Source organism: Shinella sp. NM-101 (assembly GCF_021401195.1).
Taxonomy (GTDB): Bacteria; Pseudomonadota; Alphaproteobacteria; order Rhizobiales; family Rhizobiaceae; genus Shinella.
The window spans coordinates 299,807-314,441 of record NZ_JACBFT010000003.1 but is presented as its reverse complement, the minus strand read 5'-3'; the positions used below and the strand labels follow the sequence as shown (position 1 = coordinate 314,441).

At 67.3% G+C, this 14,635-nt stretch carries 14 protein-coding genes; 4 read left to right on the top strand and 10 right to left on the bottom strand.

Annotated features, from left to right (window positions below; all coding sequences use genetic code 11):
- Positions 1-9 precede the first annotated feature (9 nt).
- From L0976_RS08540 to L0976_RS08515, 6 genes are all read right to left on the bottom strand, one after another.
- On the bottom strand, positions 10-1,260 hold the full coding sequence (locus L0976_RS08540; protein WP_234186932.1) for an FAD-binding oxidoreductase: 1,251 nt from the start codon (positions 1,258-1,260) through the stop codon (positions 10-12).
- A 7-nt stretch (positions 1,261-1,267) separates the two neighbouring features.
- The gene (locus tag L0976_RS08535) at positions 1,268-1,990 is read right to left on the bottom strand and encodes an amino acid ABC transporter ATP-binding protein (RefSeq protein WP_234186931.1); all 723 of its coding nucleotides are present in this window, start codon (positions 1,988-1,990) and stop codon (positions 1,268-1,270) included.
- Positions 1,983-2,633 (bottom strand): amino acid ABC transporter permease, encoded by a 651-nt coding sequence (locus tag L0976_RS08530; RefSeq protein ID WP_234186930.1) that lies wholly within the window; start codon positions 2,631-2,633, stop codon positions 1,983-1,985. Before L0976_RS08530 ends, L0976_RS08535 begins: the two co-directional genes overlap by 8 nt.
- Positions 2,634-2,644: 11 nt before the next feature.
- Positions 2,645-3,310 (bottom strand): amino acid ABC transporter permease, encoded by a 666-nt coding sequence (locus L0976_RS08525; protein ID WP_234186929.1) that lies wholly within the window; start codon positions 3,308-3,310, stop codon positions 2,645-2,647.
- Positions 3,311-3,380: 70 nt separating this feature from the next.
- Positions 3,381-4,190 carry a transporter substrate-binding domain-containing protein gene (locus tag L0976_RS08520; protein WP_234186928.1) on the bottom strand — a complete coding sequence of 270 codons (810 nt, stop codon included), beginning with the start codon at positions 4,188-4,190 and terminating at the stop codon, positions 3,381-3,383.
- Between the two features lie 179 nt (positions 4,191-4,369).
- On the bottom strand, positions 4,370-5,887 hold the full coding sequence (locus L0976_RS08515) for an aldehyde dehydrogenase (NADP(+)) (protein WP_234186927.1): 1,518 nt from the start codon (positions 5,885-5,887) through the stop codon (positions 4,370-4,372).
- Between the two features lie 150 nt (positions 5,888-6,037).
- Between L0976_RS08515 and L0976_RS08510 the strand changes: the two genes are divergently transcribed.
- Entirely contained in the window at positions 6,038-7,075 is a 1,038-nt protein-coding gene (locus L0976_RS08510) for an Ldh family oxidoreductase (protein ID WP_234186926.1), read from the top strand.
- A 739-nt stretch (positions 7,076-7,814) separates the two neighbouring features.
- On the opposite strand, the gene L0976_RS08505 is transcribed toward L0976_RS08510, so the two are convergent.
- From L0976_RS08505 to L0976_RS08495, 3 genes are all read right to left on the bottom strand, one after another.
- A complete protein-coding gene (locus L0976_RS08505; RefSeq protein WP_234186925.1) occupies positions 7,815-8,777 on the bottom strand; it encodes a dihydrodipicolinate synthase family protein in 963 nt (320 codons plus the stop codon).
- A 114-nt stretch (positions 8,778-8,891) separates the two neighbouring features.
- Positions 8,892-9,596 carry a GntR family transcriptional regulator gene (locus L0976_RS08500; protein ID WP_234186924.1) on the bottom strand — a complete coding sequence of 235 codons (705 nt, stop codon included), beginning with the start codon at positions 9,594-9,596 and terminating at the stop codon, positions 8,892-8,894.
- 138 nt (positions 9,597-9,734) lie between these two features.
- Positions 9,735-10,400, bottom strand: coding sequence for a GntR family transcriptional regulator (locus L0976_RS08495; RefSeq protein WP_203319891.1), 666 nt, complete (start codon positions 10,398-10,400; stop codon positions 9,735-9,737).
- A gap of 167 nt (positions 10,401-10,567) precedes the next feature.
- Between L0976_RS08495 and L0976_RS08490 the strand changes: the two genes are divergently transcribed.
- From L0976_RS08490 to L0976_RS08480, 3 genes are all read left to right on the top strand, one after another.
- Complete coding sequence (locus tag L0976_RS08490; RefSeq protein WP_234186923.1) at positions 10,568-11,599, top strand: proline racemase family protein; 1,032 nt, start codon at positions 10,568-10,570, stop codon at positions 11,597-11,599.
- A 413-nt stretch (positions 11,600-12,012) separates the two neighbouring features.
- The gene (locus L0976_RS08485; protein WP_234186922.1) at positions 12,013-12,690 is read left to right on the top strand and encodes a FadR/GntR family transcriptional regulator; all 678 of its coding nucleotides are present in this window, start codon (positions 12,013-12,015) and stop codon (positions 12,688-12,690) included.
- Positions 12,687-13,964, top strand: a complete 1,278-nt coding sequence (locus tag L0976_RS08480) for an MFS transporter (RefSeq protein WP_234186921.1) — start codon at positions 12,687-12,689, stop codon at positions 13,962-13,964. The genes L0976_RS08485 and L0976_RS08480 overlap by 4 nt, the downstream gene beginning before the upstream one ends.
- Here the strand turns inward: L0976_RS08480 and L0976_RS08475 are convergent.
- Positions 13,928-14,632 carry a 5-formyltetrahydrofolate cyclo-ligase gene (locus L0976_RS08475; RefSeq protein ID WP_234186920.1) on the bottom strand — a complete coding sequence of 235 codons (705 nt, stop codon included), beginning with the start codon at positions 14,630-14,632 and terminating at the stop codon, positions 13,928-13,930. The two genes, L0976_RS08480 and L0976_RS08475, sit on opposite strands and share 37 nt — an antisense overlap.
- Positions 14,633-14,635: the final 3 nt, after the last annotated feature.

The window sequence follows — 14,635 nt, the reverse complement described above, 5'->3', positions numbered from 1 at the left end:
GGACAGATTCTAGAAGCGTTGCGGCGAGAAGGGGGCGATGTCGATCGCCGTCCTGCCGTCGGTGAGGAGTTCGGCGACGAGGCGGGCCGTGCCGGCCGACTGGGTGAGGCCGAGATGGCCGTGGCCGAAGGCATAGACCACGCGCGGCGTTGCCCGGGCGGCGCCGATGGCCGGCAGGCTGTCCGGCAGCGAGGGGCGGAAGCCCATCCACTGCACGCCGCCCTCGGGCTTGAGACCCGGCAGGAAGGCGCGGGCCCTTTCCAGCATGGCTTCCGACCGGCGGAAGTTCGGCGGTAGCTTCAGTCCGCCGAGCTCCACCGCGCCGCCTACGCGGATGCCGGTCGAAAGCCGGGTGACGACGAAGCCATGGCCGCCGAAGGTGACCTGCGTTCGCAGGTCGAAGGCGTCGGCCGGCAGCGTCGTGTTGTAGCCGCGCTCGGTTTCGAGCGGGATGTTCTCGCCGAGCGAACGGGCGACCCGATGCGAGAAGGCTCCGGCCGCGAGCACGACCTTCTGTGCCCGCAACGTGCGACCATCCGTCGTGCGGATTTCGACGCCGCCCTCGATGGGATGCAGGCTGGAGACCTCGGCGCGCTCGATCTTGCCGCCCCTGGCGCGGAAATGATCGGCCAGCGCCAGCGTGTAGAGCTTGGGATCGGCGATGGAATACCAGCCGGGCGTGAAGGTGCCGTGGGTGAAGCGCGGCGCAAGGCCGGGCTGGATCGTCGCCATCTCGGCGGCGTCCATGTGGCGGAACGCGATGCCGTGTTCGGCGCGCGCCTTCCAGCCGGGCAGCGAGGCGTCGAGCTCGGCCTGGCTTTCATAGACTTGGAGATTGCCTTCCTTGCGCAGCATGGATGCCGTGCCGGTCTCGGCGAGGAACGGCTCCAGCTCGGCCCTGGAAAGGTCCATCAGCGCGGTCTGCGCGGCGGTGGAATGGGCGACGCGGCTTGCCGAGCAGGCACGCCAGAAGCGGAACATCCACGGCGCGATCTGCAAGGCATAGGAAGGCGGCACGGAGAGCGGCCCGAGCGGGTCGAGCAGCCATCTCGGCGCCTTCTTCAGGATGCCGGGAGACGCGAGCGGCAGGATGTCGGTGAAGGCGAAGGCGCCCGCGTTTCCAGCGGACGCGCCGGCGGCGGGTTCTTCGCGTTCGAGGACGGTGACGGCGAGGCCGCGGGCCTGCGCCGCGATGGCGGCGGAAAGGCCGACCACGCCGGCGCCGATGACGACGACGCCGGGCTCGATTTCAGTCTGCATCTTTGCCTCAGTGGGTGGCGGCGAGGAACGCCTGCAATTCCGGGTTCTTGGGTGCGCCGAACAGGTCCTCCGGCGGAGCGATCTCGGCCATCACGCCCTTGTGGAAGAAGGCGACGCGGTCGGAGACCTCGCGGGCGAACTTCATCTCGTGCGTGACGCAGATCATCGTCATGCCCTCGGAGGCGAGCATGCGCAGCGTGTCGAGCACTTCGCCGACGAGCTGCGGGTCGAGCGCCGAGGTCACTTCGTCGAACAGCATGTAGGCCGGCGACATGGCGAGCGCGCGGGCAATCGCCATGCGCTGCTGCTGGCCGCCGGACATGCGGCTCGGATAGACCTTGAGCTTGTCGCCGAGGCCGACATGGGTGAGCTGCTTGACGGCCATCGCCTCGGCTTCCGCCTTCGACTGGCCGAGCACCTTCACCGGCGCCAGCATGACGTTCTCCAGCACCGTCAGGTGCGGGAAGGCGTTGAACTGCTGGAAGACGATCCCGAGCTTGCGGCGCAGCTTGTTGAGGTCCGTGCCCTTGGCATGGACATCGGTGCCGTCGACGACGATGCGGCCGGCGTCGATGGTCTCCAGACCGTTGATGCAGGTCAGCAGCGTCGACTTGCCGGAGCCCGAACCACCGATGATGGTCAGCACCTCGCCCTTTTCCACGGTGAGGTTGATCCCCTTCAGGACCTCGAGCTGGCCGAAGGATTTGCGGACGTTTTCGATCTCAATCATTGGACCACCGTCTTTCGAGATACCCGCCCAGCCGGGCGATGGGGAAGGAGATGAGGAAGTAGATGGCGCCGCAGATGAACAGGATGAACAGCGGTTCCTGCAGGCGCGTGACGAGGATCTGCGAGGCGCGCAGCAGCTCGATCAGGCCGAGCCAGAGCACGAGCGCGGAATCCTTCATGACGCCGAGCGTCAGGCCGATCCAGGCGGGCAGCGAGACGCGCGTGGCGAGCGGGGCAACAATGTAGCGCATGTCCTGCCACCAGGTCATGCCGAGCGAGCGGGCGGCGCGGCGCGTCGTCGGCGGAACGGAGGAGATGCCGCCGCGCACGATCTCGGTGCAATAGGCCGCGGTATAGAGCGACAGCACCACGCAGGAGGTAGTGAAGGGCGCCCAGCCGAGCTTCATGATCGACTGCGCCGCATTGCCGAGCACGAGCTGGATGAGCAGCGGCACGGAGCGGAAGATGTCGAGCAGGAAGGTGAGCGGCATCGACCAGTAGGGGCCGGCCTGGTTGCGGATGACGCCGAAGACGATGCCGAGCACGGTTCCGGCGAGGACGGAGACGGCGGTGACGGCGAGCGTCATCGCCGCGCCCTGCGCGAGGAAGGCGAGATCGGCCCAGGTGAGAGCGGTATCGAACATGGCTTCCCCTCTCAGTAGCGGAACATGCGCGCGGCGGCGAGGCGCGCCGCCAGCGTCACGATCTTGGCGATGACGTAGTAGATCACCGCCGCGAGCGCGAAGAACTCGAAGGTGCGGAAGGAGACCGCGTTCAGTGCCTGCGTGACGCCGGCAAGGTCCGTGTTCATGCCGACGGTGACGCCGAGCGAGGTCATCAGGATCGCCCAGACCATCTGGTTGGTGACCGGCAGGAAGGCGATGCGCAGCATCTGCGGCAGCACGACGTAGCGGAAGGCCTGCAGCGGGGTCATGCCGAGCGAGCGGGCGGCGCGTGTCTGCGTCTCCGGGATCGCCTTCAGCGCGCCGCGGAAGTTCTCCGCGAGGTAGCCGGCATTGTTGAAGGCGATACCGACCAGGAGCGCCGTATAGGGGCTGAGGTGGATGCCGAAATTGCCGAGGCCGAAATGGGCCATGTAGATCTGGAAGAGCGCCGGCGTGTTGCGCGCGATCTCCACCCAGGCCGTGGCGAAGCCGCCGAGGAAGCGGTTGCCGGACAGGCGGAAGAGCGTCAGCGCGAGCGCGACCGCGACGCCGATGACCATCGACAGGATGGCGATCTGCAGCGTGACCAGCGCGCCGTCCAGCATCTGCGGCAGGGCCTTGAACGCCTGGTTCCAATGAAAGGAGTAACTGAACATTGCCGTCTCACCCTTTGAAACGACCGGCGGCGCGGAACGGGATGTTCCGCGCCGCCGGGCAAGCGGCAGATTAGCGATAAACGCCGTTCACGGACAGGTCCGGCACGTCGCCGCCGACCCACTTCTCGTAGAGTTCCTTGTAGCGGCCGGTGCGAACCTGCTGGTTGATGAAGAGGTTCAGGTAGTTGATCAGGCCGTATTCTTCGCGGTTGGTGAAGAGCGCGACATAGTCGATGTCGTAGGGCGCCTTGCCGACGACCGAGATGCCGGCGAACTTGCCGCTCTTGACGTTGGACTGGGCGACCGTGGAGGTGGAGACCGTCGCGTCGATCTGGCCCTGGCTGAGCGCGAGGAAGACGTCGGCCTGGGTCTGGTAGGGACGGAACTCGCCGGTGCCCCATTCCTTGACCGACTTTTCGAGCGCGATGGCCTCGAACGTGCCGGCGGTGGCGCCGACCGTCTTGCCCTTCATGTCCTCGAAGGACTTGACGCCCGACTTGTCATTGGCCGTGACGGCCATTTCGAAGGCGAAGTAGGGGATCGTCATGCCGACGGTCTTGGCGCGCTCAAGCGTGTCGGAGGTCGAGGCGACGCCGACGTCGACGCGGCCGGACATCAGGGCCGGGATGCGTTCCGGGAAGGGCGTCTCGACGATCTCGGCCGTGACGCCGAGCGCCTTGGCGAGGTCGTTGCAGTAATCGACGTCGAAGCCGATCGGGTTGTTGCTCTCGTCGCGCGCGCCCATCGGCGGGAAGTCGAGGACGACGGCGCAGCGCAGCGTGCCGGACGAGATGATGTCGTCCAGCTTGTCGGCCTTGGCCGGGCTGGTCAGAGCGGTGGCGGCAACGAGGCCGAAGGCGAGGACCGAGGTCTTCTTCATAACTCTCTCCCTGGATTGGTCTGGCAGTTCACGCGGGCGAAGGCCGTCCTTCGTCCGAGGCGCAAACCGGGCCACAAAATACAATTAATATACAAAAAGTATATACCCGAAAGGAGAAAAAAGCAGGGGCCGGGCCCTCCTTGCGGAAAACCCGGCCCCTGTCCACCTGACGGATTGAATCAGTTGAGGAAATCGTCCGGGAGCAGGCCTTCCGGCATGTTCTGGTAGCTGACGGGACGCAGGAACCGGCGGATCGACATGGTGCCGACGCTCGTCGCGCCGAAATTCGTCGAGGCCGGGTACGGGCCGCCATGCACCATGGAATCGACCACTTCCACGCCGGTCGGGAAGCCGTTGACCAGCACGCGGCCGGCCTTGCGCTCGAGGATCGGGCGCAGGCGCTTCGCATCGTCGAGGTCGCCTTCATCCATGTGGATGGTTGCCGTGAGCTGGCCTTCGAAATTGCGGGCGAGTTGCTCCATCTCACCGACGGAACCGACGCGCACGACGAGGCCGAGCGGGCCGAAGACCTCCTCGGAGAGCGCGTGGTCGGCGAGGAACTGCTCGCCGGAGATCTCGAAGAGGTTCGGCAGCGCGTTGCGGCCGGTGGATTCGGTGGTGAAGAGCGGCTTGACGGTGTTGCGGCTTGCAAAGCGCGCCTGTCCGTCCTGATAGGCCTTGGCGATGCCGTCGGTCAGCATGGTCTGCGCGCCGACCTTGCCGAGGGCTTCGACGGCGGCGGCCGTGAAGCGGTCGGCATCCGGACCGTCGGCGACGATGGCGATGCCCGGATTGGTGCAGAACTGGCCGGCGCCCATGGTGAGCGAGCCCGCCCAGCCCTGGCCGAGGCCTTCGGCGCGGGCCTTCATGGCCTGCGGCAGCAGGAACATCGGGTTGACCGAGCCGAGCTCGCCGAAGAACGGGATCGGCTCGGGCCGGGCGGCGCAGAGGTTGAAGAGCGCGCGGCCGCCGGCAAGCGAGCCGGTGAAGCCGACGGCCTTGATCAGCGGATGCTGCACCACGGCCTCGCCGACCTTTCGGTTGCCGCCCTGGATGAGCGAGAAGACGCCCGGATGCACGCCGGTCTTCTTGATGGCGGCCAGCACGGCCTCGGCGACGATCTCGCCGGTGCCCGGATGGGCCGAGTGACCCTTGACGACGACCGGGCAGCCGGCGGCGAGCGCGGCGGCGGTGTCGCCGCCGGCCGTCGAGAAGGCGAGCGGGAAGTTGGAGGCGCCGAAGACGGCGACCGGGCCGAGCGGCCGCTGGATCAGGCGGATTTCCGGGCGCGGCAGGGGCTGGCGATCCGGCAGGGCGGCATCGCGGCGGCGGTCGAGATAGTCGCCCTTCTCGATATGGTCGGCGAAGAGGCGGAGCTGGCCGGTGGTGCGGCCGCGCTCGCCCTGGAGGCGTGCGACGGGCAGGCCGGTCTCCTCGGTACCGATCTCGGTGATGGCATCCGCCCGGGCCTCGATCTCGTCGGCGATGGCGCGCAGGAACGCGGCCCGTTCGGCGCGCGAGGCATAGCCGTAGCTGAGGAAGGCGTCTTCCGCGGCCTCTGCGGCCTTGTTCACCAGCTCGACCGTGCCGACGGCGAAGTCGTGCGCCGGGCCATGCGCCGGCGAGGAGGCGAACGTGCCGTTGCCGTCCAGCCATTCGCCTGCGACGAGGTGTTTACCGTTCGGGGTGAAAGCCATTTGACGTCCCTTTCTTGCGGAATGATGCTCGCCCGATATAGGAAACGGCGGGGCGAATTGCACTTGTGGAAATCTTGTATACTCTATGTATGCAAATGTTCAATCGCCAACCTGCCCCGGGGTCGGCACCAGCCTTTGAAGAGACGAAAGATGACGCAAACCACCACTCTGTCGATTGCCGCGCTTCAGGAGCGGGTCGAAGCCATCTTCCTCAAGGCCGGCCTCAACGCCGTGCAGGCCGGCGCGCTTGCCCGCGTCATCGTCGCCGGCGAGCGGGATGCCTGCAAGTCGCACGGCATCTACCGCATCGAGGGCGCGTTGCGCACCGTCAAGGCCGGCAAGGTCAAGCCGGACGCCGTGCCGGAACTCGACGCCAACGAGGGCTCGGCCATCGTCAAGGTCAACGCCAAGGGCGGCTTTGCCAACCCCGCCTTCGAGCTCGGCGTCCCCGCCCTTGCCGACCGCGCCCGCAAGCTCGGCATTGCCGCGCTGGTCATCAACGACTGCACCCATTTCTCGGCGCTCTGGCCGGAAGTCGAGGCCGTGACGAAGGCGGGCCTTGCCGGCCTCGTCATGTGCCCGAGCTATGCGACGGTCGCACCCACCGGCGGCAACAAGCCGCTGCTCGGCACCAATCCCTTCGCCTTCGGCTGGCCGCGCCCGAACGGCGCGCCTTATGTCTTCGACTTCGCCACATCCGTCGCCGCCCGCGGCGAGATCGAGCTGCACCGCCGCGCCGGCAAGCAGCTCCCGGAAGGCTGGGCGATCGACGCCGACGGCAACCCGACGACCGATCCGGAAGCGGCGCTTGCCGGCGCCATGCTGCCCTTCGGCGGCCACAAGGGCTCGGCCATCGGCACGATGATCGAGCTCCTCGCTGGCATCATGATCGGCGACCTGACGAGCCCGGAAGTGCTCGACTATCTCGGCACGACGACCCTCGCCCCCTTCCACGGCGAACTCATCATCGCCCTGTCGCCGGAAGCCTTCGCCAAGGGCCGCCCCGGCGATCCCTTCGCCCGCGCCGAAACCCTCTTCGAGGCCATCGTCGGCCAGGGCGCGCGCCTGCCCTCCCAGCGCCGCTTCGTCGCCCGCACGAAGTCCGAGGCGGAAGGAGTCACGCTGACGACCGCCGAGGTGGAACAGCTCGACCGCCTGCTGGACAAGGGGCTGGACGCGATCGCCTGAGCGAAAGAGCGCTCATCGGCCGGCCAACAGGGCCGGCCTTCACGCTCGGCGCCCTCGGGCTTGAGCGGGGATCCAAACCGCGCCGCGCCCCTCACTTCCCGGGGAAAAACCCGCCGCATTTTCCCCGCCCTCTCCTTCCGTGCCTATAATCTCCCCATCCCGTCATGGATACACCGCAAGGCGTTGCGGCGAGGCGGGGTCGGCGCGGGGCATCGAGGGAAGGACGCGAAATCTCATGCACCGGGTCCGTGGAAAATGGTCTCCCTCCGGCGATCCGGGGGAAGCAGCAGGGCGTCGGGCCGATCCCGCTGTTTCTCCTGATAAACTCGGCGGGCGTGCCTGTGTGGCACACAAAGGGGTGGGGTCGCGCCAGGGTGACGTCCGAGGGTCGAAAGGCCCGGCTTACCCGAAGCAGTGGAAGACGGTGCCGACCGGCAGCCATGGCTGCGGCGCCGTAAGCCTGAGGGCGTGCATGGCTTCCTTGAAAGAGGAGCACGCTACTGTTCCCATAGATAGCCACCCTCCCAGAGAGACCGAAGTCACGGGCAGAAACCGTCGAACGGGGCACCGGAAGGGGCCATGTAAAAACTCTTCAGATGAGGCACCGCCGGCGCCCCGTCCAATGTTCATTGACAAGCCACGGGCGGGTTTCCGCCGCGGGATCGATCTCGCATGGCCGCTTCCGCTAACAAAAAGGCTCTCCTTGCGGAGAGCCTTTCTCATCAGGATGCACGCGGCGTCAGACCTTGTATTTCTGCACGGCGCCCGGCAGCTTGCTCCATTCGGCATACCAGGTGTCGAAGAGCTTGAGCTGGGATTCGACGTAGCCGCGCTGGCTCTCGGAGAGGGCGTCGGTTTCGTTGAAGTGCAGCGTGTATTCCTTGTCGCCCTTCAGGACCATCATGTGCTTGAAGTAGAGGACGAGGTCCGGGCCTTCGTCGAAGGACGAGAGGACGGCGAGCGCCGATTCCAGTTCCAGCGCGCGGGCGCGGGCATCCGCATCACCCTTGGCGGCGCCCTGGGCGAGGGCGCACATGTGCAGCACTTCCTTCGGCAGAACGCAGCCGATGCCGGTGATCGCACCGACGGCGCCGCAATCGACAAAGCCGGTGAAGACGCAGGTGTCGACGCCGATCATCAGCGAGACGTCGTCGTCGCGGCTGGTGATGTTCTCGGCCGCATAGCGCATGTCGGCGGCGCCGCCGAATTCCTTGAAGCCGACGAGGTTCTTGTGGTCCTGGCGCAGGGCGAAGAACAGGTCGGCGCGGGTGGCGAAGCCGTAATAGGGGCTGTTGTAGATGACGGCCGGCAGGTCCGGGGCGGCCGACAGGATGGCCTTGAAGTGGTTCTTCTGGGCGGCGACGACGGAGCCGCGGGAAAGGACACGCGGGATGACCATGAGGCCCTGCGCGCCGACCTTCTGGGCGTGGGCGGCGTGCGCGACGGCCGAGGCGGTGTTGACGGCGCCGGTGCCGACGATGACCGGGATGCCGGCCTTGACCAGGCGCTCGACGCCCTCCATGCGCTGCTCGTCCGTCAGAAGCGGCCAGTCACCCATGGAACCGCAATAGACGACGGCGGACATGCCCTTCTCGTTGAGTTCCTTGCCCTTGCGGACCAGCTGGTCGAAGTCCGGCGTGCGGTCTTCCTTGCAGGGGGTCATCAGGGCGGGAATGACACCGGAAAAAATCTTGGCCTTCATGTCGATCTCCTATGGGCGGTTCGGGCGGTCGGCCGGCGCGGATGTCCTCAGCCTCCCCTCACGGCAATGTATAACAACTTGTATTTTATTTGTCGACAAGAAAAATACAACGCATCACAGCGGGATGTCCAGCCGGTCGTCGCGGCTGAAGAGCTTCTGCACCTGCGTGACGATCTGCTCGGCATGGGCCTTGCCGAGGCGGTCGGCCTCCTCGATGTCGCGCGCCTCGATCGCCGCGACGATCGCCGCGTGCTCGTCCACGAAGCGCCGCGGAAACTGCTCCTGATAGGACTGGTAGTAGAGGCGCAGGATGCGCCGCGCCTCGTCGAGCAGCCGGCGGAAGAGGCTCGTGAAATACGGGTTGCGGCCGGCCTCGGAGATGGCCGCATGGAAGGTCGCATTGGTCGCGATCATCGCCAGCATGTCGCGCGCCTCGACGGCCTTGGCATAATCCTCGTGAAAACCGCGGATGACGGCGAGGTCCTCCGCACGATGGTTCTGCGCTGCGAGCCGCGTGGTCACGCGATACATCAGAACCAGCGCGTCGAAGAGGGTGTGGAGGTTGAGGAAATCGATGTTCGACACCATGGTCGAGCGGTTCGGCAGCGTCTCGATCAGCCCCTCGCCGGCAAGCCGGACCAGCGCCTCCCGGATCGGCGTTCGCGACATCTTGAACCGCTCGGCAAGCTGCACCTCGTCGACCGGGCTGCCGGGGGCGAGCTTGAGGTCGAGGATCTCGTCGCGCAGAAGGTCGTAGACCATTTTGACGCCGGAGCCGCGCTTGCGTTCGGGCAGGATACTGGAATCGGTACCGGTCATCGGAAATCCTCTTGTCGACAAAAGAAATACAATTGTATGCCTGCACTATCAATCGCTTAAAGTGGGCATTTTGACGAAAGCGCCGTCAAGCCGCTCCGGGCGCCGATCGAAAAGAAAGGGCGGGAAAACCCGCCCTTCTCATGTCCGCTGCTGCCGGAGGAACGTCATCAGCGATTGCCCGGCGTCGAGAACATGATCGCGGGTCAGTCGCGAGGCGAGGTCCGCATCGCCCTTCTCGCAGGCCGCAAGGATCGCCTCGTGCTCGCGGCCGGCCCGCGGCATGCCGTGGGTGAAGGTGAGCTGGGCGCGCAGGTAGCGGTCGATGCGGTCGAACGACAGGCCGACATTATGCAGATGATAGGGGCGGTGCGAGGCCTCGTAGAGCGTGGTGTGGAAATGCCGGTTGATCTCGCCCCAGCGGTGCGGGTCCGTTTCCCGGTCGAAGGCCTCGCAATAGCGCCGCGCGCGGTCCAGCGCCTCCCGGTCGAGATTGGGCACGGCAAGGCGCATGACCTCGGCCTCGATCAGCGCGCGGAACTCGAAGATCTCCGCGATCTCCTCGATGGAAAGGCCGGCGACGACGGCGCCCCTGTAGCGCCGGGTGGTGATGAGGCCGTGCTGCTCCAGCCGGGACAGCGCCTCGCGCACGGGGATACGGCTGGTATTGAACATCCGCGCGATCTCTTCCTGCCTGAGGCTCTCGCCCTCGGCAATGTCGCCCTCGATGATCGCCTTGCGCAGGGACTCGTAGACGATGTCGGCCGCGGAAGCGGCCTGCCTGACATCGACGGCGGCAAATCTCATCACGTCCAACCCCTGATAATGCAGGCCATGGTCATAGGTCGAAACCGCAAACGGGGCAACCGAGCGGCTCCGCCGCGTGCGAAAGCCGTATTGTATATTGGATCCAATCTTTCTATGAAAGGGCCACCGCGCCAGCGGTGAAGCAGCCAGAAACCGGAGAGAAAGCCATGCGCAGCAGCAAGGTCATCCACATCGTCTCCTGCCACGCCGAGGGCGAGGTGGGCGACGTCATCGTCGGCGGGGTCGCGCCGCCGCCCGGCAGGACGCTTTGGGAGCAGCGCAATTTCATCGCCGAGGACAAGACGCTCCGCAACTTCGTGCTGAATGAGCCGCGCGGCGGCGTCTTCCGCCATATCAACCTGCTCGTGCCGCCGAAGGACCCGCGCGCCACGATGGGCTTCATCATCATGGAGCCGGAGGATACGCCGCCGATGTCCGGCTCCAACTCGATCTGCGTTTCCACCGTGCTGCTCGACAGCGGCATCGTGCCGATGGTCGAGCCGGAGACCCGCATGGTGCTGGAGGCGCCGGGCGGCCTCGTCGATGTCGTCGCCGCCTGCCGCAACGGCAAGGCCGAGCGCATCACCGTGACGAACGTCCCGTCCTTCGCCGACAGGCTGGATGCGACGCTGGAAGTGGAAGGCCTCGGCACGCTGACCGTCGATACCGCCTATGGCGGCGACAGCTTCGTCCTTGCCGATGCGCGCGCGCTCGGTTTCGCCGTGACGCCGGACGAGGCGCGGGAACTGGCCGAGACCGGCATCCGCATCACGAAGGCGGCCAACGAGCAGCTCGGCTTCACCCATCCGGAAAACCCGGAATGGAACCACATCTCCTTCTGCCAGCTCACGCTGCCGGTGGAAGAGCGCGACGGCGCGCTGCACGGCCGCAACACGGTGGTCATCCAGCCGGCCAAGCTCGACCGCTCGCCCACCGGCACCGGCTGCTCGGCCCGCATGGCCGTGCTGCACGCCCGCGGCCAGATCAAGGTCGGGCAACCCTTCTCCGGCTATTCGATCATCGATTCGCGCTTCGACTGCCGCACCGTCGGCGAGACCACCGTCGGCGGCCGCCCGGCCATCGTGCCGGAGATCTCCGGCCGCGCATGGATCACCGGCACCAGCCAGGTGATGCTCGATCCCGACGATCCGTGGCCAGCCGGCTACCGCCTCGCCGACACCTGGCCGCGCAAGCGGTAACGGCCGACGCGGCCGGCCGGGAAATAAATCCGGCGCCGCTTCTCCCGTCCATGCCCGGAGCTATCGCCTATCGAGCCCGACGTTGCCGCACTTCCCTTCTCCCCCGCGGGGAGAAGGCGCCGGCAGGCGGATGAGGGGGACGCCGGAGGCAGAAAAAATCAACGGTTTTATTCGAGATGCCCCTCATCCGACCCTTCGGGCCACCTTCTCCCCGTGGGGAGAAGGGAAGAGCGGCAACGCCCAATCCCATAGGCGGCAGCTCAGCGTCCATGGCGGACGGACCATCGCTCAGGAAAGGAAACCATTGCCCTACCCGCGAGGGGAGAGGGAAACTTCGGAACAGGCAGAATGGCTTTGACCTTTCCGCACAATCGCGATAATCACCAAGTCATCAGATGATCTGGTGATTATCCATGCAATCCCTGAGCAAGACCAATCTCGCCGACACGGCGGCCGAGGCGATCCGTGCCGAAATCCTCGGCAGCCGCTGGGCCGTCGGCGACAAGCTGCCGAACGAGGCGACGCTTTCGGCGATGCTCTCCGTCAGCCGCGGCACCGTGCGCGAGGCTGTGCGCGTCCTCGTTTCGCAAGGCATCCTCGAAACCCGGCAGGGCTCCGGGACCTATGTGCTTTCCGCGGCCGACACCACCCGTCCGCTCACCATGGCCCGCCGCGCGGGCCTGCGCGACCAGTTCGAGGCGCGTCTCGCGCTCGATGCGGAGGCGGCGCGGCTTGCCGCTCTCCGCCGGACACCCGCCGTGATCGCCGGACTGCGCGCGCGCCTTGCCGAACGCGGCAACTACGAGGGCGGCGACAAGGCGGCCTTCATCGCCCGCGACCTCGCCTTCCACCAGGCCGTGATCGCCGCCTCGCAGAACGCGGTGCTGGCCGGCATGTACGATTTCTTCTCCGCGCTGATCTCCGAAACCATCGAGGCGAGCCTTCGCGCAGACCTTCCCGAACCCGACATGGCGGCCCACGCCGCCATCGTCGACGCCATCGAAAGCGGCGATCCCGACGCGGCGGATGCCGCCGTGCGCCGCTTCATGGCCCCCGTCCTTTCCGCTCTCGACCGGTTGCTGCTCTCATGACCCATCCCCTCCCCGACGATCCCGGCTCCATCGACCTGATCGACGCCGAAGCCGACAGCGTGCCCGCACCGGAACCGCATCGCCCGCCCGGCACGGCGGCGCGCATTCTGCTCGGCGCCAGCCTCGTGCTGATTGCCTTCAACCTGCGGCCGGTCTTTTCCAGCGCCTCGGCGCTGCTGCCGGAGATCCGCGCCTTGCTCGGCCTTTCGCCGACCGGCGCCAGCCTGCTGACGACGCTGCCCGTCGTCTGCCTTGGCCTGTTCTCGCCGCTCGCCCCGCGCCTTGCCCAGCGCTACGGCACGGAGCGCACCCTGCTCGGCGTCGTGCTCATCCTCGCGCTCGGCACGGCGCTGCGCGGCCTTTCCTCCATTCCGCTGCTCTTTCTCGGCACGGCGCTGGCCGGCGGCTGCATCGCCGTCGGCAACGTGCTGCTGCCGGGCCTCGTCAAGCGCGACTTCCCGGACCGGGCGGCGCTGATGACCGGCTGCTACACGATGGCGCTCTGCGCGGGCGCGGCGAGCGCCGCGGGGCTGACGCTGCCGGTGGAACACCTGCTCGGCGGCTCGCTCGGCGGGGCCTTGGCGATCTGGGCGCTGCCGGCGCTGCTGGTGGCGCTGCTCTGGCTGCCGCAGGTCCTTGCCAGCCGCCGGCAGGTCAAGCGCACCGGCTTTCGCGTGGAGGGCCTATGGCGCGACCGGCTCGCCTGGCACGTCACGCTCTTCATGGGCCTGCAATCGGCACTCGCCTATTGCGTCTTCGGCTGGCTGGTGCCGATCCTGCGCGAACGGGGGCTGGACGGCGTGACCGCCGGCGCCATCGTCTCCGTCTCCGTCATGGTGCAGGCGGCCGCCTGCCTCGTCGCGCCGCATCTTGCCGTGCGCGGCAAGGACCAGCGGGTGATCAACGTCACGCTCTGCGCCCTCGCCGTCGTCGCGCTTCTCGGCCTGCTCTTCGCGCCGCTCTCCACCGTCTGGTTCTGGGCCGTGCTGCAGGGCATCGGCCAGGGCGGGCTGATCGCGGTGGCGATGACCGTGATCGTGCTGCGCACGCGCGATCCGCACATGGCGGCGCATCTTTCCGGCATGGCGCAATGCGTCGGCTACCTGCTTGCCGCCATCGGCCCGCTGATCGTCGGCCTCATCCGCGGCTGGACGGGCAGTTTCGGCTGGAGCGCGGTGCTCATCGTTCTGCTGGGCATCGGCGCCGCCATCAACGGATGGTTCGCCGGAAGGGCGCTCTACGTCAATGCGCGCACCGTGGAAACGTCTCCCTGACGGCGGACGGTCCCGGTCTCCGTCACGATCAGGTCCATCGGGATGTCGTGCATCTGCGGATAGATCGTCGGGACCCTCGCGGCGCTGTAGCCGATGCCGATGACGCGGGGCCGCGCCGGCATGGCGGCAAGCGTGCGGTCGAAGAAGCCGCCGCCATAGCCGAGCCGGTAGCCGGCCGGATCGTAGCCGACGACGGGCGCGATCACGATGTCGGGCAGGCACGGCCGGCTCTCCGCCGGAACAGGGATGTTCCAGACGCCGCGCGACAGCGCCTCGCCCGCCTGCCAGAGATGGAACTCCAGCGGTTGCCCCTTGCCGGTCACGACCGGCAGCGCGGTGCGCCCGCCCCGGCGGGCGACCGCCTCCAGGAAAGGGCGTAGATCCGGCTCGCCGCGAAACGGCCAGTAGGCGCTGACGACGCGTCCCGCGACATCGCCGATTTCCGCGAGCACCCCGGCGGCGATGGCATCTGCCCAGCCTGCCCGCGTCTCTGCGGGCACGTCGAGGCGCGCGGCGATCAGCCGTTCCCGCTCGGCCTTGCGCCAACGGTTCACATCCGTCCATGCCTGCAGGTCGAGCGGTCCGGGCAGGCCGGAATAGGCCGGATCGACCTCGTGCAGGAAACAGGCCGGCGAGGCGAAGGTGCCGGGAATGTCGTCGTCGGCCATTGC